The 26,852-nt window shown below is 71.4% G+C and carries 26 protein-coding genes; 22 read left to right on the top strand and 4 right to left on the bottom strand.

What is annotated here, in order from left to right; translation table 11 throughout:
• Window positions 1-12: 12 nt before the first annotated feature.
• The 15 genes from pgsA to ACIPXC_RS16835 all read left to right on the top strand — a co-directional run bounded on the left by pgsA (window position 13) and on the right by ACIPXC_RS16835 (window position 15,402).
• On the top strand, window positions 13-675 hold the full coding sequence (gene pgsA, locus ACIPXC_RS16905) for a phosphatidylinositol phosphate synthase (RefSeq protein ID WP_401618209.1): 663 nt from the start codon (window positions 13-15) through the stop codon (window positions 673-675).
• Window positions 675-1,580: a phosphatidylinositol mannoside acyltransferase gene (locus tag ACIPXC_RS16900; RefSeq protein WP_401618206.1), complete on the top strand. Its 906-nt coding sequence runs from the start codon at window positions 675-677 to the stop codon at window positions 1,578-1,580. The genes pgsA and ACIPXC_RS16900 overlap by 1 nt, the downstream gene beginning before the upstream one ends.
• Entirely contained in the window at window positions 1,577-2,740 is a 1,164-nt protein-coding gene (locus ACIPXC_RS16895) for a glycosyltransferase family 4 protein (RefSeq protein WP_401618203.1), read from the top strand. The genes ACIPXC_RS16900 and ACIPXC_RS16895 overlap by 4 nt, the downstream gene beginning before the upstream one ends.
• Window positions 2,741-3,109: 369 nt before the next feature.
• A complete protein-coding gene (locus ACIPXC_RS16890; protein ID WP_030965176.1) occupies window positions 3,110-3,652 on the top strand; it encodes a membrane protein in 543 nt (180 codons plus the stop codon).
• A 158-nt stretch (window positions 3,653-3,810) separates the two neighbouring features.
• Window positions 3,811-4,728 (top strand): pyridoxal 5'-phosphate synthase lyase subunit PdxS, encoded by a 918-nt coding sequence (pdxS, locus tag ACIPXC_RS16885; protein ID WP_030656154.1) that lies wholly within the window; start codon window positions 3,811-3,813, stop codon window positions 4,726-4,728.
• A 7-nt stretch (window positions 4,729-4,735) separates the two neighbouring features.
• Window positions 4,736-5,329 carry a pyridoxal 5'-phosphate synthase glutaminase subunit PdxT gene (gene pdxT, locus ACIPXC_RS16880; RefSeq protein ID WP_183067594.1) on the top strand — a complete coding sequence of 198 codons (594 nt, stop codon included), beginning with the start codon at window positions 4,736-4,738 and terminating at the stop codon, window positions 5,327-5,329.
• A 57-nt stretch (window positions 5,330-5,386) separates the two neighbouring features.
• The gene (locus tag ACIPXC_RS16875; RefSeq protein WP_046780386.1) at window positions 5,387-6,139 is read left to right on the top strand and encodes a YebC/PmpR family DNA-binding transcriptional regulator; all 753 of its coding nucleotides are present in this window, start codon (window positions 5,387-5,389) and stop codon (window positions 6,137-6,139) included.
• Between the two features lie 169 nt (window positions 6,140-6,308).
• Complete coding sequence (gene ruvC / locus ACIPXC_RS16870; protein ID WP_401618197.1) at window positions 6,309-6,839, top strand: crossover junction endodeoxyribonuclease RuvC; 531 nt, start codon at window positions 6,309-6,311, stop codon at window positions 6,837-6,839.
• Window positions 6,836-7,459: a Holliday junction branch migration protein RuvA gene (gene ruvA, locus ACIPXC_RS16865; RefSeq protein ID WP_401618194.1), complete on the top strand. Its 624-nt coding sequence runs from the start codon at window positions 6,836-6,838 to the stop codon at window positions 7,457-7,459. Before ruvC ends, ruvA begins: the two co-directional genes overlap by 4 nt.
• A gap of 69 nt (window positions 7,460-7,528) precedes the next feature.
• Window positions 7,529-8,602 (top strand): Holliday junction branch migration DNA helicase RuvB, encoded by a 1,074-nt coding sequence (gene ruvB / locus ACIPXC_RS16860; protein WP_401618191.1) that lies wholly within the window; start codon window positions 7,529-7,531, stop codon window positions 8,600-8,602.
• Window positions 8,603-8,767: 165 nt separating this feature from the next.
• Window positions 8,768-9,211, top strand: a complete 444-nt coding sequence (yajC, locus tag ACIPXC_RS16855; protein ID WP_401618188.1) for a preprotein translocase subunit YajC — start codon at window positions 8,768-8,770, stop codon at window positions 9,209-9,211.
• A gap of 152 nt (window positions 9,212-9,363) precedes the next feature.
• Window positions 9,364-11,142, top strand: a complete 1,779-nt coding sequence (gene secD, locus ACIPXC_RS16850) for a protein translocase subunit SecD (RefSeq protein WP_401618185.1) — start codon at window positions 9,364-9,366, stop codon at window positions 11,140-11,142.
• 3 nt (window positions 11,143-11,145) lie between these two features.
• Window positions 11,146-12,204, top strand: a complete 1,059-nt coding sequence (gene secF, locus ACIPXC_RS16845; protein ID WP_401618182.1) for a protein translocase subunit SecF — start codon at window positions 11,146-11,148, stop codon at window positions 12,202-12,204.
• A complete protein-coding gene (locus ACIPXC_RS16840) occupies window positions 12,201-12,755 on the top strand; it encodes an adenine phosphoribosyltransferase (RefSeq protein ID WP_401618179.1) in 555 nt (184 codons plus the stop codon). Before secF ends, ACIPXC_RS16840 begins: the two co-directional genes overlap by 4 nt.
• 193 nt (window positions 12,756-12,948) lie before the next feature.
• On the top strand, window positions 12,949-15,402 hold the full coding sequence (locus ACIPXC_RS16835) for a RelA/SpoT family protein (RefSeq protein WP_401618176.1): 2,454 nt from the start codon (window positions 12,949-12,951) through the stop codon (window positions 15,400-15,402).
• Window positions 15,403-15,478: 76 nt separating this feature from the next.
• On the opposite strand, the gene ACIPXC_RS16830 is transcribed toward ACIPXC_RS16835, so the two are convergent.
• Window positions 15,479-16,708 carry a DUF349 domain-containing protein gene (locus tag ACIPXC_RS16830; protein WP_401618173.1) on the bottom strand — a complete coding sequence of 410 codons (1,230 nt, stop codon included), beginning with the start codon at window positions 16,706-16,708 and terminating at the stop codon, window positions 15,479-15,481.
• Window positions 16,709-16,898: 190 nt separating this feature from the next.
• Window positions 16,899-17,684, bottom strand: a complete 786-nt coding sequence (locus ACIPXC_RS16825; RefSeq protein ID WP_401618170.1) for a peptidylprolyl isomerase — start codon at window positions 17,682-17,684, stop codon at window positions 16,899-16,901.
• Between the two features lie 153 nt (window positions 17,685-17,837).
• On the opposite strand from ACIPXC_RS16825, the gene ACIPXC_RS16820 reads away from it, so the two are divergent.
• The 5 genes from ACIPXC_RS16820 (at window position 17,838) to ACIPXC_RS16800 (ending at window position 22,293) form a co-directional block, all read left to right on the top strand.
• Window positions 17,838-18,566: an MBL fold metallo-hydrolase gene (locus ACIPXC_RS16820; RefSeq protein ID WP_401618167.1), complete on the top strand. Its 729-nt coding sequence runs from the start codon at window positions 17,838-17,840 to the stop codon at window positions 18,564-18,566.
• A gap of 10 nt (window positions 18,567-18,576) precedes the next feature.
• Window positions 18,577-19,836, top strand: coding sequence for a histidine--tRNA ligase (gene hisS, locus ACIPXC_RS16815; RefSeq protein ID WP_401618164.1), 1,260 nt, complete (start codon window positions 18,577-18,579; stop codon window positions 19,834-19,836).
• Window positions 19,837-19,949: 113 nt separating this feature from the next.
• Complete coding sequence (locus tag ACIPXC_RS16810; RefSeq protein WP_401618161.1) at window positions 19,950-20,567, top strand: vitamin K epoxide reductase family protein; 618 nt, start codon at window positions 19,950-19,952, stop codon at window positions 20,565-20,567.
• 70 nt (window positions 20,568-20,637) lie between these two features.
• Window positions 20,638-21,996 carry a replication-associated recombination protein A gene (locus ACIPXC_RS16805; protein ID WP_401618158.1) on the top strand — a complete coding sequence of 453 codons (1,359 nt, stop codon included), beginning with the start codon at window positions 20,638-20,640 and terminating at the stop codon, window positions 21,994-21,996.
• A gap of 33 nt (window positions 21,997-22,029) precedes the next feature.
• A complete protein-coding gene (locus tag ACIPXC_RS16800) occupies window positions 22,030-22,293 on the top strand; it encodes a hypothetical protein (protein ID WP_401618155.1) in 264 nt (87 codons plus the stop codon).
• Between the two features lie 46 nt (window positions 22,294-22,339).
• On the opposite strand, the gene ACIPXC_RS16795 is transcribed toward ACIPXC_RS16800, so the two are convergent.
• Window positions 22,340-23,065 (bottom strand): DUF2470 domain-containing protein, encoded by a 726-nt coding sequence (locus ACIPXC_RS16795; RefSeq protein ID WP_401618292.1) that lies wholly within the window; start codon window positions 23,063-23,065, stop codon window positions 22,340-22,342.
• Window positions 23,066-23,306: 241 nt separating this feature from the next.
• On the opposite strand from ACIPXC_RS16795, the gene rpsD reads away from it, so the two are divergent.
• Window positions 23,307-23,918 (top strand): 30S ribosomal protein S4, encoded by a 612-nt coding sequence (rpsD, locus tag ACIPXC_RS16790; protein ID WP_030026606.1) that lies wholly within the window; start codon window positions 23,307-23,309, stop codon window positions 23,916-23,918.
• Between the two features lie 86 nt (window positions 23,919-24,004).
• Here rpsD and ACIPXC_RS16785 read toward each other — a convergent pair whose 3' ends face one another.
• Window positions 24,005-26,248: an ATP-binding protein gene (locus ACIPXC_RS16785; RefSeq protein ID WP_401618152.1), complete on the bottom strand. Its 2,244-nt coding sequence runs from the start codon at window positions 26,246-26,248 to the stop codon at window positions 24,005-24,007.
• A 161-nt stretch (window positions 26,249-26,409) separates the two neighbouring features.
• Between ACIPXC_RS16785 and ACIPXC_RS16780 the strand changes: the two genes are divergently transcribed.
• Complete coding sequence (locus ACIPXC_RS16780; protein WP_401618150.1) at window positions 26,410-26,850, top strand: DUF948 domain-containing protein; 441 nt, start codon at window positions 26,410-26,412, stop codon at window positions 26,848-26,850.
• Window positions 26,851-26,852: the final 2 nt, after the last annotated feature.

Here is a 26,852-nt window from a genome sequence, read left to right as displayed (position 1 = left end):
TCCGGGAAGGCCATGCTGAACAAGTACGCGCGTGCATTCTTCACGCGTGTTCTCACGCCATTCGCCGCATTTCTGCTCCGGCGGGGGGTGAGCCCGGACGCGGTCACCCTGATCGGCACGGCCGGAGTGGTGGCGGGCGCGCTGGTCTTCTTCCCCCGCGGGGAGTTCTTCTGGGGCACCATCACGATCACCCTCTTCGTCTTCTCCGACCTCGTCGACGGGAACATGGCCCGCCAGGCCGGGGTCTCCAGCAGATGGGGCGCCTTCCTCGACTCCACCCTCGACCGGGTCGCCGACGCGGCGATCTTCGGCGGTCTCGCCCTCTGGTACGCCGGGTCCGGCAACGACAACGCGCTGTGCGCGGTGGCGATCTTCTGCCTGGCCAGCGGCCAGGTGGTGTCGTACACCAAGGCGCGGGGCGAGTCGATCGGCCTGCCGGTGGCCGTCAACGGGCTCGTCGAACGCGCCGAGCGCCTGGTGATCTCGCTGGTCGCGGCCGGTCTGTCCGGACTGCAGACCTTCGGGGTGCCGTCCTGGATCGGGGTCCTCCTGCCGATCGCCCTGTGGGTCGTCGCCGTCGGCTCGCTCGTCACGCTGATCCAGCGCGTGGTCACCGTACGCCGCGAGGCCGCCGAGGCCGACGCCGCGGCCGCCGCCGAGGGGGGCGCCGCCTGATGGGCGCCGTACAGGACAAGCTGGTCGACGGGCTGTACGGACTCGGCTGGGCCGGGGTCAAGAAGCTGCCCGAGCCGGCCGCCGTGGCGCTGGGGCGGCGGATCGCGGACTTCGCGTGGAAGCGCCGCGGCAAGAGCGTGCTGCGGCTGGAGTCGAACCTGGCCCGGGTGGTGCCGGACGCCGGTCCGGAGCGGCTGCGCGAGCTGTCCAAGGCCGGCATGCGCTCGTACATGCGGTACTGGATGGAGTCCTTCCGGCTGCCGGCCATGGACCCGAAGCGTTTCGGCACGGACGTCGAGTTCAAGGACGAGCACATCCTGCGCGAGGCCCTCGCCTCCGGGCGCGGGGTCGTCGTCGCCCTGCCGCACCTGGCCAACTGGGACCTCGCCGGGGCCTGGGCCATCGGCCACATCGGCGTGCCGTTCACCACGGTCGCCGAACGCCTCAAGCCCGAGACCCTCTACGACCGCTTCGTGGCCTACCGCGAGAGCCTGGGCATGGAGGTCCTGCCGCACAGCGGCGGCGCCGCCTTCGGCACCCTCGCCCGGCGGCTGCGCTCCGGCGGCCTGGTCTGCCTGGTCGCGGACCGGGACCTGTCGGCCTCCGGGGTCGAGGTGGACTTCTTCGGCGCCACCGCCCGCATGCCCGCCGGACCGGCGCTGCTGGCCCAGCAGACGGGTGCGGTGCTGCTCCCGGCCACCCTGTACTACGGCGACACGCCGAAGATGTACGGCCGGATCCACCCCGAGGTGGAGGTCCCGAAGGCCGGGACCCGGGCGGAGAAGACCACCGCCATGACCCAGGCGGTGGCGGACGCCTTCGCGTGGGGGATCGCCGAGCACCCGGAGGACTGGCACATGCTCCAGCGGCTCTGGCTGGACGACCTCGAGGAGCGCACACAGTGAAGATCGGCATCGTGTGCCCGTACTCGTGGGACGTGCCGGGCGGCGTCCAGTTCCACATCCGGGACCTGGCCGAGCACCTGATCGGCCTCGGGCACGAGGTGTCCGTGCTGGCCCCGGCCGACGACGAGACCCCGCTGCCGCCGTACGTGGTCTCCGCCGGGCGGGCCGTGCCGGTCCCCTACAACGGGTCCGTGGCCCGGCTGAACTTCGGCTTCCTGTCGGCGGCCCGGGTGCGGCGCTGGCTGCACGACGGCACCTTCGACGTGATCCACATCCATGAGCCGGCATCGCCCTCGCTGGGACTGCTCTCCTGCTGGGCGGCGCAGGGGCCGATCGTGGCCACCTTCCACACCTCGAACCCGCGCTCCCGGGCGATGATCGCCGCGTACCCGATCCTGCAGCCCGCGCTGGAGAAGATCAGCGCGCGGATCGCGGTGAGCGAGTACGCGCGGCGCACGCTGGTGGAGCACCTCGGCGGGGACGCGGTCGTGATCCCGAACGGCGTGGACGTGGACTTCTTCGCGAAGGCCGAGCCCAAGGCGGAGTGGGGCGGGCAGACGCTGGGCTTCATCGGCCGCATCGACGAGCCGCGCAAGGGCCTGCCGGTGCTGATGGCGGCCTTCCCGAAGATCGTGGAGGCCTGCCCGGACGTACGCCTGCTGGTCGCGGGCCGCGGTGACGAGGAGGAGGCGGTGGCCTCGCTCCCCGCCGACCTGCGCCCGCGCGTGGAGTTCCTCGGCATGGTCTCGGACGAGGACAAGGCACGGCTGCTGCGCAGCGTCGACGTGTACGTGGCCCCGAACACCGGCGGCGAGAGCTTCGGCATCATCCTGGTCGAGGCGCTGTCGGCGGGCGCCGCGGTGCTGGCGTCCGACCTGGACGCCTTCGCGCAGGTCCTGGACCAGGGCGGGGCCGGAGACCTCTTCGCCAACGAGAACGCGGACGCGCTGGCGGCGGGGGCGATCGCCCTCCTGCGGGACCCCGAGCGCCGGGCGCGGCTCAGCGCCAGCGGCTCGGCGCACGTGCGCCGCTTCGACTGGTCCACGGTCGGGGCCGACATCCTGGCCGTCTACGAGACGGTGACGGACGGCGCGGCGGCGGTGGCCGCGGACGAGCGCGTCCCGCTCCGCACCCGCCTGGGCTTCTCGAAGGACACGTAGGCCGTCTGACCGGCCGGAGCCAGGGACCGGGCCGGGCACGGGCGGTCCGTCAGCCGACGCTGACCGTCCGGTCCGGCCGTCCGCCGGGTGCCACGGTCACCTCGTGGACCTCGTGGACCTCGTGGACCTCGTGGACCTCGCCCCGCGCCGTGGTCGTGCGCACCCGGTCGCCCTCCGTCCACACGGCCTCGGCGAGTCCGCTCCCAGGCCGACTGCCGTCGCGAGCGGCAGGTGGGCCGAAGGCCTGCCGAAGCGTGTGAGGTTCATGATCCCCCGAACGGCGTCGGTCACGCGGCCCGAGCGGGCGGATGGGCCGGTGGCCAGGCCCGATGGGGGCCGGGGGCCCGCGGAGCGGTAGGGTCGCGCAGCGTGATCGAAACCCTTGTCTGGATCGCCCTGGCCCTCGCCGTCATCGGCGTCTACCTCAGCTGGACCGCCGGCCGGCTGGACCGGCTGCACTCGCGGATGGACGCCGCGCGGGCCGCGCTCGACGCCCAGCTCGTCCGGCGCGCCTCCGTGGTGCTGGAGGTGGCCACCTCCGGGGCGCTCGACCCCGCCTCCTCGCTCGTGCTGTACGAGGCCGCGCACGCCGCCCGGCAGGCCGAGGAGGACCACCGTGAGGTCGCCGAGAGCGAGCTGAGCCAGGCTCTGCGTGCGGTCTTCGCCGACGCCGACCAGGTCGAGGTGCTGAAGGCCGCTCCCGGCGGGGCGCAGGCCACCGAGGAACTGGCGGCGGCCGTCCGCCGGGTGCCGATGGCCCGCCGTTTCCACAACGACGCCGTACGGGCCGCCCGCGCGCTGCGCCGCCACCGCAAGGTCCGGTGGTTCAGACTGGCCGGACACGCGCCGTTCCCGCTGGCCTTCGAAATGGACGACGAGCCTCCGGCGGACCTCGCGGACCGGCCGACCTGACCTCGGCCCGGCACCTCTAGGGCCACGAGGGACAAATGAAAGAGCCACTGGCTCCATATTGGCCCTTGTAGTGGACTGATCCTCTGGGGTTTCCTCGGCCGAGTAGTAGGCCGAGTAGTAGGCGCAGTACCCGTCTTCCTTTCGAGTGAGGTCAATCCGTGAGCACGCTTCCCACCTCCCCCCAGTCCGCCGAGTCGGCGATCGGCACCTCGCGCGTCAAGCGCGGCATGGCCGAGCAGCTCAAGGGCGGCGTGATCATGGACGTGGTCAACGCCGAGCAGGCGAAGATCGCCGAGGACGCGGGCGCCGTGGCCGTCATGGCCCTGGAGCGGGTCCCCGCCGACATCCGCAAGGACGGCGGCGTCGCGCGCATGTCCGACCCGAACATGATCGAAGAGATCATCGAGGCCGTGTCCATCCCGGTGATGGCCAAGTCCCGCATCGGTCACTTCGTCGAGGCCCAGGTCCTGCAGTCCCTCGGCGTCGACTACATCGACGAGTCCGAGGTCCTGACCCCGGCCGACGAGGTCAACCACTCCGACAAGTGGGCGTTCACCACCCCCTTCGTCTGCGGCGCCACCAACCTGGGCGAGGCCCTGCGCCGCATCGCCGAGGGCGCGGCCATGATCCGCTCGAAGGGCGAGGCCGGCACCGGCAACGTCGTCGAGGCCGTCCGCCACCTGCGCCAGATCAAGAACGAGATCGCCAAGCTGCGCGGCTTCGACAACAACGAGCTGTACGCCGCCGCCAAGGAGCTGCGCGCCCCGTACGAGCTCGTCAAGGAGGTCGCCGAGCTCGGGAAGCTCCCCGTCGTGCTGTTCTCCGCCGGTGGTGTCGCCACCCCGGCCGACGCCGCCCTGATGCGCCAGCTCGGCGCCGAGGGTGTCTTCGTCGGCTCCGGCATCTTCAAGTCGGGCGACCCGGCCAAGCGCGCCGCCGCCATCGTGAAGGCCACCACCTTCTTCGACGACCCGAAGATCATCGCGGACGCCTCCCGCAACCTGGGCGAGGCCATGGTCGGCATCAACTGCGACACCCTCCCCGAGGCCGAGCGCTACGCCAACCGCGGCTGGTAGTCCCGACATGACGAACACCCCCGTGATCGGTGTCCTGGCCCTCCAGGGCGACGTACGGGAGCACCTGATCGCCCTGGCCGCGGCGGACGCCGTGGCCAGGCCGGTCCGGCGCCCCGAGGAGCTCGCCGAGGTCGACGCCCTGGTGATTCCCGGCGGCGAGTCCACGACGATGTCGAAGCTCGCCGTGCTCTTCGGCATGCTGGAGCCGCTGCGCGAGCGCGTGGCCGCCGGCATGCCCGTGTACGGCACGTGCGCCGGCATGATCATGCTGGCGGACAAGCTCCTCGACGGCCGGGACGACCAGGAGACCCTGGGCGGCATCGACATGATCGTGCGCCGCAACGCCTTCGGTCGCCAGAACGAGTCCTTCGAGGCGAAGATCGACTTCGCGGGCATCGAGGGCGGCCCGGTCGAGGGCGTCTTCATCCGCGCCCCGTGGGTCGAGTCCGTCGGCGGCGCGGCCGAGGTGCTCGCCACCTACGACGGCCACACGGTCGCCGTGCGCCAGGGCAACGTCCTGGCGACCTCGTTCCACCCCGAACTGACCGGCGACGACCGCGTCCACGCGTACTTCGTCGAGATGGTGCGCGCCGGGCTGTGACGAGCTCCCGGTAGGATCGAAGACGAACACTGTTGGTGACGCGAAGGAGACAGGCGGATGTCCGGCCACTCTAAATGGGCTACGACGAAGCACAAGAAGGCCGTGATCGATGCCAAGCGCGGCAAGCTCTTCGCGAAGCTGATCAAGAACATCGAGGTCGCGGCGCGCATGGGCGGCGCCGACATCGACGGCAACCCGACGCTCTTCGACGCGGTCCAGAAGGCCAAGAAGCAGTCGGTCCCGAACAAGAACATCGACTCCGCGGTCAAGCGCGGCGGCGGCCTGGAGGCCGGCGGCGCCGACTACGAGACGATCATGTACGAGGGTTACGGCCCGAACGGTGTCGCGGTGCTCATCGAGTGCCTCACCGACAACCGCAACCGCGCCGCCTCCGACGTCCGCGTCGCCATGACCCGCAACGGCGGTTCCATGGCCGACCCGGGCTCGGTCTCGTACCTGTTCAACCGCAAGGGCGTCATCGTGCTGCCCAAGGCCGAGCTGAGCGAGGACGACGTCCTCGGCGCGGTCCTGGAGGCCGGTGCCGAAGAGGTCAACGACAACGGCGACACCTTCGAGATCATCAGCGAGGCCACCGACCTGGTCGCGGTCCGCACCGCGCTCCAGGAAGCCGGCATCGACTACGACTCGGCGGACTCCAGCTTCGTCCCGACCATGCAGGTCGAGCTCGACGAAGAGGGCGCCCGCAAGATCTTCAAGCTCATCGACGCGCTGGAGGACAGCGACGACGTGCAGAACGTCTTCGCCAACTTCGACGTCTCGGACGAGGTCATGGAGAAGGTCGACGCGTAACGCTCGCGAGCCGAGCGGAAGCGGCGGGCCGGTGGGACACGTCCCACCGGCCCGCCGTCGTTGTCAGTGGCAGCGGTTAGCCTGACGGCGTCGGCGATCACCGTCGGCGCCCCGCGGCCCGCTCGGCCCGCGGAGGCGGCACGGCCGTGCCGTGAGGAGGGGAGGGCGAGTGCGCGTACTGGGCGTGGACCCGGGGCTGACGCGATGCGGCGTCGGCGTCGTGGAGGGCGTCGCGGGCCGTCCCCTCACCATGCTCGGGGTGGGGGTGGTACGGACGCCGGCCGACGCGGAGCTCGGCCACCGGCTCGTCGCCGTCGAGCAGGGCATCGAGGAGTGGCTCGACGCGCACCGGCCCGACGTCGTCGCCGTGGAGCGGGTCTTCAGCCAGCACAACGTCAGCACCGTGATGGGCACCGCCCAGGCGAGCGCCGTCGCGATGCTGTGCGCCGCCCGCCGCGGGATACCGGTCGCGCTGCACACCCCCAGCGAGGTCAAGGCCTCCGTCACCGGCAGTGGCCGGGCCGACAAGGCCCAGGTCGGAGCCATGGTCACCCGGCTGCTGCGGCTGGCCGGGCCGCCCAGGCCCGCCGACGCCGCCGACGCCCTCGCCCTCGCCATCTGCCACATCTGGCGGGCCCCCGCCCAAAGCCGCCTCCAGCAGGCGGTCGCCCAGCACGTCTCGAAAGGCCGTACCCGATGATCGCCTTCGTCAACGGCGCGGTCGCCGCGCTCACCCCCAACCTCGCCGTGATCGAGGTCGGCGGAGTGGGCATGGCCGTGCACTGCACGCCGAACACCATCGCCGGCCTGCGCGTCGGGGAGCAGGCCCGGCTGGCGACCTCCCTCGTCGTCCGGGAGGACTCGCTGACCCTGTACGGCTTCGCCGACGACGACGAGCGCCAGGTCTTCGAACTGCTCCAGACCGCGAGCGGGGTCGGCCCCCGGGTGGCGCAGGCCATGCTCGGCGTGCACACCCCGGACGCCCTGCGGGTGGCCTTCGCCTCGGGTGACGCCAAGGCGCTGACGGCGGTGCCGGGCATCGGGCCGAAGGGCGCACAGAAGCTGCTGCTGGAGCTCAAGGGCAAGCTGGGCGCCCCCGCCCCGGTGGTCGGCGCCCAGCGCGCGGTGGCATCGGGGCCCGCCCCGTGGACCGAGCAGCTCACAGCCGCGCTGATCGGCCTCGGCTACGCGTCGCGGGAGGCGGAGGAGGCCGTAGTGGCGGTGACCCCGCAGGCGGAGGCGGCCCTCTCCGCCGGCGGCCCGGCTCCGGTGCCCCAGCTGCTGCGCGCGGCCCTGCAGACCCTCAACCGCGCCCGCTGACCCTTCCACCGCTGCGCCGGCACCGCCCCCGCACCGACCCCGCACAGACGCAGAAGGCAGACTGACACCGTGAACTGGGACGACGAGACCGACACCACCGAGCCGGACCGGCTGGTAGCGGCGGCAGCCGACGGTGAGGACACCGCCGTCGAGGCGGCCCTGCGCCCCAAGGACCTCGGCGAGTTCGTCGGCCAGGAGAAGGTCCGCCAGCAGCTGGACCTGGTCCTGAAGGCGGCCAAACAGCGCGGGGCCACCGCGGACCACGTCCTGCTGTCGGGTGCGCCCGGCCTGGGCAAGACCACCCTCTCCATGATCATCGCCGCCGAGATGGGGGCACCCATCCGGATCACCTCCGGCCCCGCCATCCAGCACGCCGGCGACCTCGCCGCGATCCTCTCCTCCCTCCAGGAGGGCGAGGTCCTCTTCCTCGACGAGATCCACCGCATGTCCCGGCCCGCCGAGGAGATGCTCTACATGGCCATGGAGGACTTCCGCGTCGACGTGATCGTCGGCAAGGGCCCCGGAGCCACCGCGATCCCGCTGGAGCTGCCGCCCTTCACCCTCGTGGGTGCCACCACCCGGGCCGGACTGCTGCCCCCGCCGCTGCGGGACCGGTTCGGCTTCACCGGCCACATGGAGTTCTACGCCCCCGAGGAGCTGGAGCGCGTCGTCCACCGCTCCGCCCGCCTCCTCGACGTCGAGATCGACACCGCCGGCGCGGCCGAGATCGCCGGGCGCTCCCGCGGCACCCCGCGCATCGCCAACCGCCTGCTGCGCCGCGTGCGCGACTACGCCCAGGTCCGGGCGGACGGGGTGATCGACCGGGAGGTGGCCGCCACCGCCCTCCAGGTGTACGAGGTGGACGCCCGCGGCCTCGACCGACTGGATCGAGCCGTTCTGGAGGCACTCCTGAAGCTGTTCGGCGGCGGCCCCGTGGGGCTGTCGACCCTCGCCGTGGCGGTGGGGGAGGAGCGGGAGACCGTGGAGGAGGTCGCGGAACCCTTCCTGGTCCGTGAGGGCCTGCTCGCGCGCACCCCCCGCGGACGGGTCGCGACCCCCGCCGCATGGGCTCACCTGGGGCTTGTCGCACCGCAGCACGGCGCCGGTGGATCAACCGGGCAACAGGGCCTGTTCAGGGCCTGACGGCGCGGAGGTTCGCCCGGTCGGGAACGCCGGTGCCATGCTGGGCGTTGTTCCATCGGTGCGGACTCGCCTAGACTCCGCCGATGCCGACCCTTCGGGTCGGTGTGCCCACCCCCGTAGAAAAGGCCGCCGTCCGCGTGCGGTCGTGCGAAGGATTTCCGTCCCGTGAATCTCGTGACACTCCTCCCGTTCATCGTGCTCATCGGGGCGATGTTCCTGATGACCCGCTCCGCGAAGAAGAAGCAGCAGCAGGCCGCGCAGATGCGCGACCAGATGACGCCCGGCACCGGGGTCCGCACCATCGGCGGCATGTACGCCACGGTGAAGGAGATCGGTGACGACACGGTCACCCTGGAGGTGGCTCCCGGCGTCCACGCGATCTACGCGAAGAACGCCATCGGCGCCGTACTGGAGGACGCGGAGTACAACCGCATCGTCCACGGCTTCGACGACGTGACGACCGACACGCCCGTCGTCCCGGACGACGCCTCCTCCCTCACCGAGGACGAGGCCGAGGCGCCGAAGCTGGACCTGGGCAAGAAGGACGAGCCCAAGGGCGACGACAAGCCCGAGGACGGCAAGAACGACGGCGAGGCCGGCGCGAAGTAGCGCGCGGCCGTGTACCGTGCGGACGCCCGACCGGCACCCGCACGGTCCACGTCAGTGACACTTCTGCGGGGGGCAGGGGTCCCCACCACACATTTCGTGGCCGTCCACGCGCTGACCCGGCGCGGGACGGTTGGACAGGGAGAAACGACAAGGTGGCAGCACCGAAGAAGGGCCGGCGGCCCACGGGGGCTCAGGGGAGGCCGGGGCGCGCCCTGGCGATCATCCTGATCGCGATGGTGGCGCTCACCGCGGGGATGTTCATCTCCAAGCAGACGACTCCCCGGCTGGGCATCGACCTCGCCGGCGGCACGAGCATCACGCTCAAGGCCAAGAGCGAGCCCGGCAAAGAGAACGCCGTCAACGAGACCAACATGAACACGGCGGTCGGCATCATCGAGCGCCGTGTCAACGGACTCGGTGTCTCCGAGGCCGAGGTCCAGACGCAGGGCCGCGACCACATCATCGTGAACATCCCCAAGGGGATGAACGAGAAGCAGGCGCGCGAGCAGGTCGGCACCACCGCCCAGCTCTACTTCCGCCCGGTCATCGCGTTTGCGGACGGCGCCCCCGCCGCTCCCGAGGGCAGCCCGAGCCCGAACCCCTCCGCGAGCGGCTCCGGCGCTCCGAAGGCCCAGGACGGGAACACGACCAGCCCGTCCGCCACCCCGTCGTCCAGCGCCACTTCCCAGGGCCGCGCACTCAGCGAGGGCCTCAAGGCCCCGAACGCGCCCACTCCCACGCCGTCGGCGAGCGAGTCGAAGAAGGCAGACGACAAGGCGGCCCCGTCGCCGTCCGCGAGCGCCCCCGTGCCCGACCCGGCCGCCGCGGACCTGCAGGCCAAGTTCGCCGCGCTCGACTGCACCAACGAGGAGCAGCGCGCAGGCGTCGGCAAGGGCGTCAAGCCCACCGACCCGACGCTCGCCTGCGGCCAGCGCGGCGACCAGTGGGGCAAGTGGATCCTGGGCCCGGCCGCGGTCGAGGGCAAGGACGTGAAGAGCGCCAAGGGCGAGATCGACCCGCAGTCGGGTCAGTGGATCGTCACGATGAACTTCAACGACCACGGCGCCGACGCCTTCGCGAAGGTCACCGGCGAGCTGGCGGCCAAGCAGATGCCGCAGAACCAGTTCGCGATCGTCCTCGACGGCGACGTCATCTCGGACCCGTCCGTCAGCACCGCGATCACCGGCGGCAACGCACAGATCTCCGGTGGCTTCAACCAGCAGTCCGCGCAGGACCTGGGCAACATGCTGTCGTACGGCGCCCTGCCGCTGTCCTTCCAGGAGGACAGCGTCACCACCGTCACCGCCGCACTCGGCGGCGAGCAGCTGCGCGCCGGCCTGATCGCCGGTGCGATCGGCCTCCTCCTCGTGGTCGTCTACCTGCTGGTCTACTACCGCGGTCTGGCCTTCATCGCGATCATCAGCCTCCTGGTCTCCGCGATCCTGACCTACACGATCATGGCGCTGCTCGGTAAGGGCATCGGCTTCGCGCTGAACCTGCCGGCCGTCTGCGGTGCGATCGTCGCCATCGGTATCACCGCGGACTCGTTCATCGTGTACTTCGAGCGCATCCGCGACGAGATCCGCGAGGGCCGCACGCTGCGCCCGGCCGTCGAGCGCGCCTGGCCGCGTGCCCGCCGCACGATCCTGGTCTCCGACTTCGTGTCGTTCCTGGCCGCCGCGGTGCTGTTCATCGTCACCGTCGGCAAGGTGCAGGGCTTCGCCTTCACGCTGGGTCTGACCACCCTGCTCGACGTGGTCGTGGTGTTCCTCTTCACCAAGCCGATCATGACGCTGCTGGCGCGCACGAAGTTCTTCGCCAGCGGTCACCCGTGGTCCGGGCTGGACCCGAAGCGGCTGGGCGCCAAGCCCCCGCTGCGCAGCTCCCGGCGTACCGCCGCACCCGCCCCCGTCGAAGTAAAGGAGGCGTGAGAGATGTCGAAGCTGGGAGATCTCGGCGCCAAGCTGTACCGCGGCGAGGTCGGCTACGACTTCGTCGGCAAGCGCTTTCTCTGGTACGGCGTTTCCATCCTGATCACCATCACGGCGATCGTCGCCCTGGCCGTTCAGGGCCTCAACATGGGCATCGAGTTCAAGGGCGGTGCCGTCTTCACCACCCCGAAGACGACCTCCTCGGTCGCCGCGGTCACGGAGGCCGCGGAGAAGGCCTCCGGCCACGACGCGATCGTCCAGGAGCTCGGCACCGGCGGCATGCGCATCCAGATCTCCGGTCTGGACACCGACACCGCGACCGAGGTGAAGAAGGAACTGGCCACCGACCTCAAGGTCGCCGAGGCCGACATCAACGCCGACCTGGTCGGCCCCAGCTGGGGCGAGCAGATCGCGAACAAGGCCTGGACCGGCCTCGGCGTCTTCATGGTCCTCGTGGTGATCTACCTCGCCATCGCCTTCGAATGGCGCATGGCCGTCGCCGCGCTGATCGCCCTGATCCACGACCTCACCATCACCGTCGGCGTGTACGCGCTCGTCGGCTTCGAGGTCACCCCGGGCACCGTCATCGGTCTGCTGACCATCCTCGGTTACTCCCTCTACGACACCGTCGTCGTCTTCGACGGTCTGAAGGAGGGATCGAAGGACATCACCAAGCAGACCCGCTTCACCTTCAGCGAGATCGCCAACCGCAGCATCAACGGCACGCTGGTCCGTTCGATCAACACCACGGTCGTGGCGCTGCTCCCGGTCGCGGCCCTGCTGTTCATCGGTGGCGGCTTCCTGGGCGCCGGCATGCTGAACGACATCTCGCTGTCGCTGTTCGTCGGCCTCGCGGCCGGTGCGTACTCCTCGATCTTCATCGCGACCCCGCTGGTCGTGGACCTCAAGGAGCGCGAGCCGGCGATGAAGGCGCTGAAGAAGCGGGTGCTCGCCAAGCGCGCGTCCGCGGCGGCCAAGGGCGAGTCCGCGGACGTCGTCCACGGCTCCGATGAGGAGCCGCAGGTCGTGTCGCAGGGCCGGCAGCCGGGACGGCGACGTTGACCGCACAGCTGCCCGAGGACGTACGGTCCCTCCTGCTCAGCCGGATCAAGGACGTGGCGGACTACCCGAAGCCGGGCGTGCTGTTCAAGGACATCACGCCGCTCCTGGCGGACCCCGACGCGTTCGGCGCGCTGACCGGCGTGCTCGTCGAGCTGGCCGGGCACTACGGCGCCACGAAGATCGTCGGGCTGGAGGCGCGCGGTTTCATCCTCGCCGCCCCGGTGGCGGTGCAGGCCGGGATCGGTTTCGTGCCGGTCCGCAAGGCCGGCAAGCTCCCGGGCGCGACCCTCGCGCAGTCCTACGAGCTGGAGTACGGCACGGCGGAGATCGAGGTCCACGCCGAGGACCTGGCTGCGGGTGACCGGGTCATGGTCATCGACGACGTACTGGCCACCGGCGGTACGGCGGAGGCCTCCCTCTCGCTGATCCGGCGGGCCGGGGCCGAGGTCGCCGGCGTGGCCGTGCTGATGGAGCTGTCGTTCCTCCCGGGCCGGGCCAAGCTGGCCGGGTCCCTGGCGGGGGCCCCGCTGGACGCGCTGATCGTGGTCTGACCGCGCCCACCGGGCGTACCGGGCGGCGGGCATCCGGAATCCTCCGGGTGCCCGCCGTTCGCGTACCCGGGCGGCCCCGACAGGCTCGGCGAACGGGGTGACCGAACCCTCGCTACGATGGGTTATCCGGACCGGACACGGGCACCGGATCCTCTCCCGGACTCCGTCTGGGGGACCCCCGTGAGGAGCGCTCTTGCCAGACGAGGTCCAGCCAATCTCCGCCGCGCAGCCCGACCCGCAGGCCGAGCGGGCCCCGGCGGCCGCCGCCACGCCCCCGCCGGCGCCGCCGGCCAAGCCCGCCCCGGCCAAGCCGGCACCGGTCAAGCCCGCGCCGGCGAAGTCGGCCGCGTCCTCCAACCGGGTGCGGGCCCGCCTGGCCCGGCTCGGCGTGCAGCGCTCGAACCCGTACAACCCGGTGCTGGAGCCGTTGCTGCGCATAGTCCGCAGCAACGACCCGAAGATCGAGACGTCGACGCTGCGCCAGCTCGAACAGGCCTACCAGGTGGCCGAGCGCTGGCACCGCGGCCAGAAGCGCAAGAGCGGCGACCCGTACATCACCCATCCGCTCGCGGTCACCACCATCCTCGCCGAGCTCGGCATGGACCCGGCCACCCTCATGGCCGGTCTGCTGCACGACACCGTCGAGGACACCGAGTACGGCCTGGAGGACCTGCGCCGCGACTTCGGCGACGCCGTGGCGCTGCTCGTCGACGGCGTCACCAAGCTCGACCGGGTGAAGTTCGGCGAGGCCGCCCAGGCCGAGACCGTCCGCAAGATGGTCGTGGCGATGGCGAAGGACCCGCGTGTTCTGGTCATCAAGCTCGCCGACCGGCTGCACAACATGCGCACGATGCGCTACCTCAAGCGGGAGAAGCAGGAGAAGAAGGCCCGCGAGACCCTGGAGATCTACGCCCCGCTGGCGCACCGGCTGGGCATGAACACGATCAAGTGGGAGCTGGAGGACCTCTCCTTCGCGATCCTCTACCCCAAGATGTACGACGAGATCGTGCGCCTGGTCGCCGAGCGGGCGCCCAAGCGCGACGAGTACCTCGCCCTCGTCACGGACGAGGTCCAGGTGGACCTCAGAGCCGCCCGGATCAAGGCCACCGTGACGGGCCGTCCCAAGCACTACTACAGCGTCTACCAGAAGATGATCGTCCGCGGCCGTGACTTCGCGGAGATCTACGACCTGGTGGGCATCCGCGTCCTCGTCGACACCGTCCGTGACTGCTACGCGGCCCTCGGCACGGTGCACGCGCGCTGGAACCCGGTCCCGGGCCGGTTCAAGGACTACATCGCGATGCCCAAGTTCAACATGTACCAGTCGCTCCACACGACGGTCATCGGACCCAGCGGCAAGCCCGTCGAACTGCAGATCCGCACCTTCGACATGCACCGCCGCGCCGAGTACGGCATCGCCGCGCACTGGAAGTACAAGCAGCAGACCGTGGCGGGCACCTCCAAGGTCCGCACCGACGTCCCGCAGGCCGCCAAGGGCAGCGCCGGCCAGGACACCGTCAACGACATGGCCTGGCTGCGCCAGCTGCTGGACTGGCAGAAGGAGACCGAGGACCCGGGCGAGTTCCTCGACTCGCTGCGCTTCGACCTCTCGCGCAACGAGGTCTTCGTCTTCACCCCCAAGGGCGACGTCATAGCGCTGCCCGCCGGTGCCACCCCGGTGGACTTCGCCTACGCCGTCCACACCGAGGTCGGCCACCGGACGATAGGGGCCCGGGTCAACGGCCGGCTGGTCCCGCTGGAGTCGACCCTCGACAACGGCGACCTGGTCGAGGTCTTCACCTCAAAGGCCGAGGGAGCCGGGCCGTCCCGCGACTGGCTGGGCTTCGTCAAGTCCCCCCGCGCCCGGAACAAGATCCGCGCCTGGTTCTCCAAGGAGCGCCGCGACGAGGCCATCGAGCACGGCAAGGACGCCATCGCCCGGGCCATGCGCAAGCAGAACCTGCCGATCCAGCGCATCCTGACCGGCGACTCTCTCGTGACCCTCGCGCACGAGATGCGCTACCCGGACATCTCCTCCCTGTACGCGGCGATCGGCGAGGGGCACGTGGCCGCGCAGGGCGTCGTGCAGAAGCTGGTGGCGGCCCTCGGCGGCGAAGAGGCGGCCAACGAGGACATCGAGGAATCGATCCCGCCCGCGCGGGCCCGCAGCAAGCGGCGCAGCAACGCCGACCCCGGTGTCGTCGTCAAGGGCGTCGACGACGTGTGGGTCAAGCTGGCCCGCTGCTGCACCCCGGTACCGGGCGACCCGATCATCGGGTTCGTCACGCGCGGCAGTGGCGTATCGGTTCACCGCGCGGACTGCGTCAACGTCGACTCCCTCTCCCAGCAGCCCGAGCGGATGCTGGAGGTCGAGTGGGCGCCCACCCAGTCCTCGGTCTTCCTCGTCGCCATCCAGGTCGAGGCGCTGGACCGGTCCCGGCTGCTGTCGGACGTCACCCGCGTCCTGTCCGACCAGCACGTCAACATCCTGTCGGCGGCCGTCCAGACCTCCCGCGACCGGGTGGCCACCTCGCGCTTCACCTTCGAGATGGGCGACCCCAAGCACCTGGGCCACGTCCTGAAGGCCGTCCGGGGCGTGGAGGGCGTCTACGACGTCTACCGCGTCACCTCGGCGCGCAGGCCGTAGCGGCCGCAGCGCACGGACACGACGAGGGCCCGGAACGGATCGTCCGTTCCGGGCCCTCGCCGTGGTGGCGGCCGGATCAGCCGCCGAACTCCTCCAGGCCCTTCAGCGCCTGGTCCAGCAGGGCCTGCCGGCCCTCCAGCTCACGCGCCAGCTTGTCGGCCTTGGCGTTGTTGCCCGCCGCGCGCGCCGCGTCGATCTGCTCACGCAGCTTGTCGACCGCAGCCTGCAGCTGCCCGGTCAGACCGGCCGCACGGGCCCGCGCCTCCGGGTTCGTACGCCGCCACTCGCCCTCCTCGGCCTCCTGGATGGCCCGCTCCACGGCGTGCATCCGGCCCTCGACCTTCGGCCGGGCGTCGCGCGGTACGTGGCCGATGCCCTCCCAGCGCTCGTTGAGAGACCGGAACGCGGCCCGGGCCGCCTTCAGGTCCGTCACGGGGACGAGCTTCTCGGCCTCCTCGGCCAGCTCCTCCTTGAGCTTCAGGTTCTCGATCTGCTCGGCGTCACGCTCCGCGAACACCTCGCTGCGGGCCGCGAAGAACACGTCCTGCGCACCGCGGAAGCGGTTCCACAGGTCGTCCTCGGCCTCGCGCTGCGCCCGGCCCGCCGCCTTCCAGTCCGCCATCAGCTCGCGGTAGCGGGCGGCCGTCGGCCCCCAGTCGGTCGACTTCGACAGCGACTCGGCCTCCGAGACCAGCTTCTCCTTGGCCTTGCGGGCCTCCTCGCGCTGCGCGTCCAGCGAGGCGAAGTGCGCCTTGCGGCGCTTGGAGAAGGCGGAACGGGCGTGCGAGAACCGGTGCCACAGCTCGTCGTCCGACTTGCGGTCCAGGCGCGGCAGGCCCTTCCAGATGTCCACCAGCGCGCGCAGCCGTTCACCGGCGCTGCGCCACTGGTCGCTCTGCGCCAGCTGCTCGGCCTCGGTGACCAGCGCGTCCTTGGCCGCCCGGGCCTCGTCCGCCTGCTTGGCCTTGGCGACCTTGCGCTCCTCGCGCCGGGACTCCACGGTCTCGACCAGCTTGTCCAGCCGCACGCGCAGGGCGTCCAGGTCGCCCACGGCGTGGTGCTCGTCCACCTGCGTGCGCAGGTGGTCGATGGCCGTCTGGGCGTCCTTGGCGGACAGATCAGTGGTCCGCACCCGCTTTTCGAGGAGGCCGATCTCGACCACCAGGCCCTCGTACTTGCGTTCGAAGTAGGCCAGGGCCTCCTCAGGGGTGCCGGCCTGCCACGAACCGACGACCTGCTCGCCATCGGAAGTACGCACGTACACGGTGCCCGTCTCGTCGACTCGGCCCCACGGGTCGCTGCTCACAGCGCCTCCTCCACATGATGCCTGCGAGGGGGGTTCACCCCCTGGGCATCGTCCACAGTTTCCTGGGGCGGGCAGCGCCCGCCCTGCACAACGCCAACATAGGCGACCGCCGGGCCGGCTGTCCGCATCCCGCACGACGGAATATCGGCGTACGGGGGCGGGCCGGCCGGCCCCGGGGTCGCAGCACCCGTCAGTTCTGGGTGACGGAGCCCTTCTCGATCTTGACCTCTGTCTTCGGCGCACCGTCCTGGCCGCCGTCGACCGTGCCGGCCTTGGCGATCTCCTCCAGGACCTTCAGGCCCGCCGCGTCGATCTTGCCGAACGGCGTGAACGTCGGCGTCAGCGGGCTGTCCTTGTAGACCAGGAAGAACTGGCTGCCGCCCGATCCGGGCTGGCCGGTGTTGGCCATCGCCACGGTGCCGGCCGGGTAGACGACCTGGCCCTGCTCGTTCGGCTTGCCCAGGGAGTCCAGGTTCTCGTCGGGGATGTTGTAGCCCGGGCCGCCGCGGCCGGTGCCCTCCGGGTCGCCGCACTGGAGCACGAAGATCCCGCCGGCCGTCAGCCGGTGGCACTTGGTGTTGTCGAAGTAGCCCTTGTCGGCGAGCGACTTGAAGGAGTTCACGGTCTGCGGGGTCTTCGCCGCGTCCATCGCGAAGGTGATGTCACCCGCACTGGTCTTCAGCGCGAAGGTGTACGTGCCCTTCTGGTCGATGGCCATCTCCGGCGAGGGAGACTGCTTGGGCTCCGGAGGGGTCGCCGAGGCCGACGGGTCCGCCGCCGTGTCCTTCGTGTCCTTGTCCGAGTCGAAGACACCGCCCACGACCAGGCCGACCAGCGTCGCGATCACCACGGCCACCGCCGCGCCGATCACCGCCGCCCACTGGCGGTTCCTCTTGCGGGCCTCGGCGCGGCGCTTCTGCTGGCGCTCGTACTTCTCCCTGGCGAGCTGTCGCCGCCGCTGATCGCTCGTGACCACCGGGTCGTCTCCTTGTACGTGTCTGATACTGCTGTCCGGGCTGGGATAGGCCGTACCGTATATGGGTTCGCTGTGTGATGAGCGGCGCCGGTAGGCTCTGAGCAGCAGGATTGACGACCTGCGGCCCCCCTCCGACGACGATTGAGGACGAACGTGCTGATTGCCGGGTTCCCCGCGGGTGCTTGGGGTACCAACTGCTACGTGGTCGCCCCCGCCGCCGGTGAGGAGTGCGTGATCATCGACCCGGGCCACCAGGCCGCCCAGGGTGTCGAGGAGACGCTGAAGAAGCACCGGCTCAAGCCCGTCGCGGTCGTCCTGACCCACGGCCACATCGATCATGTGGCCTCGGTGGTCCCGGTGTGCGGAGCACACGACGTACCGGCCTGGATCCACCCCGAGGACCGCTACATGATGAGCGACCCGGAGAAGGCCCTCGGCCGCTCCATCGGGATGCCCCTCATGGGCGAGCTGACCGTGGGCGAGCCGGACGACGTCCGCGAGCTGGCCGACGGAGCCGCCCTGAAATTGGCCGGAATGGACTTCTCCGTGGCGCACGCGCCGGGCCATACCAAGGGGTCGGTGACCTTCCGGATGCCCGAGCTGGCCGCCACTCCACAAAACCAGGGGTGTCCGCCGGTCTTCTTCTCGGGCGACCTGCTCTTCGCCGGCTCCATCGGACGAACCGACCTGCCGGGCGGCTCCCACGCCGAGATGCTCGATTCGCTGGCCCGCGTGTGCCTGCCGCTCGACGACTCGACCGTAGTGCTGTCCGGCCACGGTCCCCAGACCACCATCGGCCGCGAGCGCGCGACCAACCCGTACCTTCGGGAGGTCGCCGCCGGGCTCGCAGACGGCACCGCCGCTCCACGACGAGGAATGTGACGAAAGCTTCGTGGCTACTTTCCAGGCCCCCAAGGGCACGTACGACCTGATCCCGCCGGTATCCGTGAAGTACCTGGCGGTACGCGAGGCCATCGCGGCCCCGCTGCGCAACTCCGGCTACGGCTACATCGAGACCCCCGGCTTTGAGGACGTGGGCCTCTTCGCCCGCGGCGTCGGCGAGTCCACCGACATCGTCTCCAAGGAGATGTACGCCTTCGAGACCAAGGGCGGCGACCAGCTCGCCCTGCGTCCCGAGGGCACCGCCTCCGTGCTGCGCGCCGCCCTGGAGGCGAGCCTGCACAAGAAGGGCAACCTGCCGGTCAAGCTCTGGTACTCCGGCTCCTACTACCGCTACGAGAAGCCGCAGGCGGGCCGCTACCGCCACTTCTCGCAGGTCGGCGCCGAGGCGATCGGTGCCGAGGACCCGGCGCTGGACGCCGAGCTGATCATCCTGGCCGACCAGGCGTACCGCTCGCTCGGCCTGCGCAACTTCCGGATCCTGCTGAACTCGCTGGGGGACAAGGAGTGCCGCCCGGTGTACCGGGAGGCGCTGCAGTCCTTCCTGCGGGGTCTCGACCTCGACGAGGAGACCGTCCGCCGGGCCGAGATCAACCCGCTGCGCGTCCTCGACGACAAGCGGGCCGACGTCCAGAAGAAGCTCGTCGGCGCGCCGGTGCTGCGCGACTACCTGTGCGACGCGTGCAAGGCGTACCACGAGGACGTACGGGCGCTGGTGACGGCTGCCGGCGTCGCCTTCGAGGACGACGAGAAGCTGGTGCGCGGGCTGGACTACTACACCCGGACCACCTTCGAGTTCGTCCACGACGGTCTGGGTTCGCAGTCGGCGGTCGGCGGCGGCGGCCGCTACGACGGCCTGTCCGAGATGATCGGCGGACCGGCGCTGCCGTCGGTGGGCTGGGCGCTCGGCGTGGACCGCACCGTCCTCGCGCTCCAGGCCGAGGGTGTCGAGCTGGACATCCCGGCGTCGACCTCGGTGTTCGCCGTGGCGCTCGGCGAGGCCAAGCCGACCGTGTTCGGCCTGGTGACGCAGCTGCGCAAGGCGGGCGTCGCGGCGGACATGTCGTACGGCGGCAAGGGCCTCAAGGGGGCCATGAAGGACGCGAACCGCAGCGGCGCCCGCTTCGCGGTCGTCGCGGGAGACCGCGACCTGGCCGAGGGCGTCGTCCAGCTCAAGGACATGGAGTCCGGCGAGCAGGTGGCCGTGCCCGTCGGCGAGCTGATCGACACGGTCAGGGCGCGCCTGGCCTGAACGGGCAGTGTGTCGGACGGGGCCGGGGATCCTTCCCCGGCCCCGTTCGTTCACAGGCTCGTACGGCACAATGGCCCGGGCCTTGATCACCTTGCAGATGTGGAGCGGGCGGGATGACGACACGAAGCACGGACACGGACACCGCCGGGGGGACGACCTTCGGGGCGAGCCGGGCGCTGGCCCTGCTGCTGGTGATCACGGGGGCTGCCGGCCTCCTCGCCGCCTGGGTGATCACGATCGACAAGTTCAAGCTGCTGGAGGACCCGGACTTCACACCGGGCTGCAGCCTCAACCCGGTCGTCTCCTGCGGCAACATCATGAAGAGCGACCAGGCGGCCGTCTTCGGCTTCCCGAACCCCATGCTCGGCCTCGTCGCCTACGGCATCGTGATCTGCGTCGGCATGAGCATCCTGGCCGGGGCCCGGTTCCGCCGCTGGTACTGGCTCACCTTCAACGCCGGCACCCTCTTCGGCGTCGTCTTCTGCGCCTGGCTGACCTACCAGTCGCTCTACAACATCAACGCGCTGTGCCTGTGGTGCTCCCTGGCCTGGGTCGCCACGATCCTGATGTTCTGGTACGTCACCTCCCACAACGTCCGTGCCGGGCTGCTGCCGGCGCCGGGCTGGCTGAAGAGCTTCTTCGAGGAGTTCACCTGGGTGCTGCCGGTGCTGCACATCGGCATCATCGGGATGCTGATCCTGACCCGCTGGTGGGACTTCTGGACCTCCTGACCTCCTGACCCGCGGACCCGTGGGACCGGCGGTGGGCGGCCGTGTCGGTGGACTCGCTTAGGCTTCCCGTGTGGAACCAGACCTGTTCACCGCCGCCGCCGAAGAGCGCCAGGAGAAGGACCCCGCGAGCTCGCCGCTCGCCGTGCGGATGCGCCCGCGCACCCTGGACGAGGTCGTCGGCCAGCAGCACCTGCTGAAGCCCGGATCACCGCTGCGGCGGCTGGTCGGGGAAGGGAGCGGCGGCCCGGCAGGCGCCTCCTCGGTGATCCTCTGGGGCCCGCCCGGCATCGGGAAGACGACCCTCGCCTACGTGGTGAGCCAGGCCACGCAGAAGCGTTTCGTGGAGCTCTCCGCGATCACGGCGGGCGTCAAGGAGGTACGCGCGGTCATCGAGGGGGCCAAGCGCGCGGCCGGGGGCTACGGCAAGGAGACCGTCCTCTTCCTCGACGAGATCCACCGCTTCAGCAAGGCCCAGCAGGACTCCCTGTTGCCGGCCGTCGAGAACCGCTGGGTCACGCTGATCGCGGCCACCACGGAGAACCCGTACTTCTCGATCATCTCGCCGCTGCTGTCGCGATCGCTGCTGCTGACGCTGGAACCGCTGACGGACGACGACCTGAGCGCGCTCATGCGGCGCGCCCTCACGGAGGAGCGGGGCCTGGCCGGGGCGGTGACCCTGCCCGAGGACGCCGAGGCCCATCTGCTGAGGATCGCCGGGGGTGACGCCCGGCGTGCGCTGACGGCGCTGGAGGCAGGGGCCGGTTCGGCCATCGCCCAGGGCGAGGACGAGATCACCCTGCGGACGCTGGAGGAGGCGGTCGACCGGGCGGCGGTCCGCTACGACCGCGACGGCGACCAGCACTACGACGTGGCGAGCGCGCTGATCAAGTCGATCCGCGGCTCGGACGTGGACGCCGCGCTGCACTACCTGGCGCGGATGATCGAGGCCGGTGAGGACCCCCGGTTCATCGCGCGCCGCCTGATGATCTCCGCGAGCGAGGACATCGGCCTGGCGGACCCCACGGCCCTGCCGATCGCGGTCGCCGCGGCCCAGGCGGTGGCGATGATCGGCTTCCCGGAGGCCGCGCTGACCCTTTCGCACGCCACCATCGCCCTGGCCCTCGCCCCGAAGTCGAACACCGCCACGACGGCGATCGGCGCCGCGCTGGCCGACGTACGGGCGGGCCTGGCCGGCTCCGTCCCGCCCCACCTGCGGGACGGGCACTACAAGGGCGCGGCGAAGCTGGGGCACGCGGTGGGATACGTCTACCCGCACGACGTGCCGGGCGCCATCGCGGCCCAGCAGTACGCCCCGGACGAGATCCACGGCAAGCGGTACTACGAGCCGACCCGCTACGGAGCCGAGGCCCGCTACGCGGACGTGGTGGAGAAGGTCCGCGAGCGCCTGCGCGGTACCGACCGCGGCTGAGGCCTCCCGCGCGGCGGTGCCCAGGCTGCCCGCGTGACGACGCACCTCCCCACCTGCGCCCGCTGCGGCGACGCGCTCGCCGACCAGGGACGCGTCGACTTCGGCTTCGACCTGCCCGAGGCCGCCCACGGCGCTCCCGAGGAGGCCCTCCACCGGCTCGGCGTGCGCGGCCTGCTCCGGGACAACGGGACAAGGGCAGCAGGACCGCCGACCAGTGGCGGCCGACGCGGGGGGCGTTCCGGTGCGGGTACGCGCGCCGCCGCACCGGCGTCAGGGCCGAGTGCGGGTTGTCCGTGACCGAGCCGGAGAAGCGGGCGTTCCAGGAGGTGCGGGCCCTCTGCCCTCAGTGCGCGGCGGCCGAGAAGAGGGCGCGCATCGCGCGGCGCAGGCCGCAGATGTCCGTCACCGGATCCGGGAAGTCGAAGCGGGCGTCGAAGGAACCGCCGGCGGCGGCGCGGGTGAAGCGGACGCGCAGGCCGACGCGGTCCAGGGCGAGCGGCACGGCGGTCATGTCCCGCGCCCCGCGGTCGCCGAGCAGGCCGCACAGCTCGCCGATCCGGTCGCCGTGGCAGGAGTGCAGGTGCTGGAGCAGCTCGGCCTCGTGCGGGGACACCGGGTCCGGCTCCGCCGAGGCCAGGTCCTCGGGGTCCACCTGCTCGGTGCCCCACAGGTCGTCCACCGTGATCTCGCCGACCTCCAGCCGCAGCATCATCCAGGCCGGGCGTCCCGTGCGGGGGGCGTCGAGGGACTCACCCAGGCCCAGCAGCTCGCCCACCGGGTGGCGCTCGGCGAGCAGCGCGGCGCAGGCCGCACGGTCGTCCCCGCGCACCGGCGTCAGCCACCCGGCCAGCCACGCACGGCCTCGGATACGATGTGGGACGGACACCGGCGCCACATCCGTGATCTCGATCACGGCGGTGAGGTCGTCGTCCTGGGCGTGAGCGGCTGCCCCGGCAGCCGCGGATTCCCCGGAAACAAGGAGAATCACGTCCCCGTCCGGGGTGACGGTCCGTGCGACCGGCAGCCCCGTCCCGAACTCCTCGGCACCGTGCCGGTCACGAGCACCGATCAGAGTGAGGGATACTGAGGCGTTGGACTCTACGAGGGTTCGTACGCGTTCGGCTCCGGTGAGCTGCCGAACGCCTTCCCTGGGACGCGGCTGACCTTGCTTATCGTCGGCGCAAGCGGATTCTGTTTCGTTGGAATCCGAACTGCGTTGCGCACTGGGCAGGGGGATCCCATGTGGTCGAGACATTACGTCCTCCTCGCTAAGGTAAGCCTCACCTAACTTACATGGAGGTAGGTTCCCCGTGAACCAGAAGCGACCCAAGGTCAAGAAGTCTCGCGCCCTCGGCATCGCCCTGACGCCGAAGGCCGTCAAGTACTTCGAGGCCCGCCCCTACCCGCCGGGCGAGCACGGCCGTGGCCGCAAGCAGAACTCGGACTACAAGGTCCGCCTGCTGGAGAAGCAGCGTCTGCGCGCTCAGTACGACATCTCCGAGCGCCAGATGGCCCGCGCGTACGACCGCGCCAAGAAGGCCGAGGGCAAGACGGGCGAGGCGCTGGTCGTCGAGCTTGAGCGTCGTCTCGACGCCCTGGTCCTGCGTTCGGGCATCGCCCGCACGATCTACCAGGCCCGCCAGATGGTCGTCCACGGCCACATCGAGGTCAACGGCGCCAAGGTCGACAAGCCGTCGTTCCGTGTCCGCCCGGACGACGTCATCACCGTGCGCGAGCGCAGCCGCGAGAAGGTCCCGTTCCAGGTCGCCCGTGAGGGTGGCTACGCAGGCGAGGGCGAGACCCCGCGCTACCTGCAGGTCAACCTGAAGGCCCTGGCCTTCCGCCTGGACCGCGACCCGAACCGCAAGGAGATCCCGGTCATCTGCGACGAGCAGCTCGTCGTCGAGTACTACGCCCGCTGATCTTCCGGCAGGCGTAGCCCTCACAGGCTGGTGGAAACCCGCCGTCCCCTCCGGGGGCGGCGGGTTTTCCGCTTCTCGCCCCACCCCTAGGGCTGGTCCGCCGGCGCCGTACTGCGCGAGACCCGGGGACCGGGCATCCCGCCGGGTGCGCCGGCCTGCCGCGGCGCCGACGCCGCCCCGCGCAGCGCCCGCACCACCAGCGACTGACGGTTCAGCTCCCGCCCCTCGGCCTCGTACGCCGCGTAGCGCTCGGCGCCCAGCAGCTCGCCCGCCCGCTCCCGGCACGCCCGCCGCGGGGCGTTGAAGTACCCCGAGCCGAACAGCTGCAGCCCCACCCCGCCCCACAGCGGCTCCGCGGCGCCCTGGAGCACCGCGGCCTCGGCCGGATCGCCCTCCGCGACCGTCACCAGCGCGAGCAGCTCCAGCGCCAGCACCAGCCCGACCAGGTCGTTGAAGGCGTGGTTGACCTCCACGCACTCCGTCAGCAGCCGCCTGGCCTCCCGCGTGCCGCCCGCCTCCAGGGCCGCGTACGCCAGCACGTAGAGCGCGTACGCCTTCGTCCAGAACTCCCCGCGCTCCTCGCAGATCTCCCGGACCTCCCCGCACAGCGCGAGCGCCCCCGGCAGGTCACCGAGGAACGCCAGCGCCATCCCCAGCTCCACCTGGCACATCAGCACGTTGCTGTTCAGCTCCCCGGCCGCCCGGTACTGCTCCAGCGCCTCGCCCAGCAGCTCCCGGGCCCGGGCCATGTCGTCCGACACCAGGGCCAGACAGCCCAGCCGGTGCACCGCGTACGCCGCCGCCACCCGGTTCCCGCTGCGCGCCGCCGCGTCCCGGCACTCGTGCAGGGCGCACATCGAGGCCGTCGCGTCGCCCTGCAGCGCCGCGACGTACCCCAGCACCCACAGGGCCTTCAGCCGTGAGCTCGTGCAGTGCGTCGCCGCCCCGCCAGCGGCGTCCAGGGTCCGGTCCAGCCAATGCCGGCCCTCCGTCAGACGCCCGCAGCCCGCCCAGAAGAACCACAGGGTGCCCGCGAGGTACTGGCCCAGGTGCAGCTCGTCCGGCTCGTCCAGGCAGCACTCCAGGGCCAGCCGCAGGTTCGGCAGCTCCACCTCCACCAGCGCGGCCACCTCGTACTGGCGCGGGCTGAACCAGTCCAGCTCGCACCAGGTCGCCAGCCCCATGTACCAGTCCCGGTGCCGCCGCCGCAGCCGGACCGCGTCACCCAGCGACTCCAGCCAGCCCGCCCCGTACAGCCGTACCGTCTCCAGCATCCGGAAGCGGACCCCCGCGGCCGTCTCCTCCCGGACCAGCAGGGACTGGGCGAGGAGCTCTCCCACCAGGTCCAGCACGCCCTCCACCGGCATGTCCGGGCCGGCGCACACGTACTCGGCGGCCTCCAGGTCGAACTGCCCCGCGAACACCGACAGCCGCGCCCACAGCAGCCGCTCCGCCGGCGTGCACAGCTCGTGGCTCCAGCCGATGGCCGTACGCAGCGCCCGGTGCCGGGGGAGCGCCCCGCGGGCGCCGCCCGTCAGCAGCCCGAAGGGGTCCTCCAGCCGGGCGAGCACCTGGGCCGGGGACAGCGTCCGCAGCCGGCCCGCCGCCAGCTCCAGGGCCAGCGGGATCCCGTCCAGACGCGCGCACAGCTCCACCAGCTCGGCCCGGTTGGCCCCGGTCACGGCGAACGCCGGGTCGGCGGCGGACGCGCGGGCCGCCAGCAGCTCCAGCGCCTCCTCGGCGACGGGCGGGGCGAGCGGGAACACACACTCCCCCTCCAGGTCCAGCGGGCGCCGGCCGGCCGCGAGCACCCGCAGGCCGGGGGAGCGCAGCAGCAGTTCCCGCACCAGAGCCGCGGTCTCCTCCACCAGGTGCTCGAAGCCGTCCAGGACCAGCAGCAGGTGCTGGTCGGCCAGGTGCTCGGCCAGCACCGCCCGGGGCGGCCGGGTGGTGTGGTCGGTCAGCCCGAGCGCCTCGGAGAGCGTCAGCTCCAGCAGTCCCGGATCCCGTACGCCGGCCAGCTCGGCCAACCGGACGCCGTCGCGGTGGCGTTCCGGCCCCGGCGCATGCGCCCCTCGTGCCCCTCGCGCTTGCGCCTCCTGCGCCTGCGGCACCTCCTCGGCGGCCTCCCGGGCCCCTCCGGCGGCCGCCCGGGCCGCCGCGAGCACCAGCCGGGACTTGCCGACCCCGCCCGCACCGGTCACGGTGACCAGCCGAGAGTCCTCCAGGAGGCGCCCCAGCGCGGCGAGTTCGGCACCCCGCCCGATGAACCCGCTCAGCTCCGAGGGAAGATTGTCCCGGCCGGTACGGCGAAGGGGTCTGTGTCGCATGGGACACGGAGCGTACTGGCCCGGATGCGTTGCGTCCAAGGCAGGTGCCCCCGACCCCGAATTCGGGTACGGCCGGGTATCCCCGGCGCGATAGGGTCGGAGGGTCGTTCGTAGGAATCGCCACTGTCGGTGATTCGGGTAGAGACAGAGAGCGGTGTGACGTGTCCGGTGTAGAGGTGGCCGGGATCATCGTGGCCGTCTTCTGGGCCATCCTGATCTCCTTCCTCGCCGTCGCCCTGGTGCGGCTGGCGCAGGTGCTCAGGGCGACCACCAGGCTGGTGTCCGAGGTGACCGAGCAGGCCGTACCGCTCCTGGCCGACGCCTCCAGTACCGTCCGCTCCGCGCGCACCCAGCTCGACCGGGTCGACGCGATCGCGAGCGACGTCCAGGAGGTCACCTCGAACGCCTCCGCCCTGTCCTCCACCGTGGCCACCGCCTTCGGCGGCCCGCTCGTGAAGGTCGCCGCCTTCGGCTACGGCGTCCGCAAGGCACTGGGCAAGGGGGACGCGGTCCCGGGCGGCGTGCCCCCGAGGGAATCGCGCCGTACTGTGATCGTTGGCCGAACGGTGCCGGCCGCCCGGCGCCGGAAGCAGAAGGGCTGAGA

Source organism: Streptomyces sp. NPDC090021 (assembly GCF_044748225.1).
In the GTDB taxonomy this organism is placed as follows: domain Bacteria; phylum Actinomycetota; class Actinomycetes; order Streptomycetales; family Streptomycetaceae; genus Streptomyces.
Note: the sequence above shows the minus strand (reverse complement) of the source record. Positions and strands in the feature narration are given on the sequence as shown.

Excerpts from the sequence above, each read along its gene's own strand:
- pgsA (WP_401618209.1), top strand. The coding sequence starts at position 13 with ATGCTGAACAAGTACGCGCGTGCATTCTTCACGCGTGTTCTCACGCCA.
- ACIPXC_RS16900 (WP_401618206.1), top strand. The coding sequence starts at position 675 with ATGGGCGCCGTACAGGACAAGCTGGTCGACGGGCTGTACGGACTCGGC.
- pdxT (WP_183067594.1), top strand. The coding sequence starts at position 4,736 with ATGACGAACACCCCCGTGATCGGTGTCCTGGCCCTCCAGGGCGACGTA.
- ACIPXC_RS16875 (WP_046780386.1), top strand. The coding sequence starts at position 5,387 with ATGTCCGGCCACTCTAAATGGGCTACGACGAAGCACAAGAAGGCCGTG.
- ruvA (WP_401618194.1), top strand. The coding sequence starts at position 6,836 with ATGATCGCCTTCGTCAACGGCGCGGTCGCCGCGCTCACCCCCAACCTC.
- secF (WP_401618182.1), top strand. The coding sequence starts at position 11,146 with ATGTCGAAGCTGGGAGATCTCGGCGCCAAGCTGTACCGCGGCGAGGTC.
- ACIPXC_RS16810 (WP_401618161.1), top strand. The coding sequence starts at position 19,950 with ATGACGACACGAAGCACGGACACGGACACCGCCGGGGGGACGACCTTC.
- ACIPXC_RS16785 (WP_401618152.1), bottom strand. The coding sequence starts at position 26,248 with ATGCGACACAGACCCCTTCGCCGTACCGGCCGGGACAATCTTCCCTCG.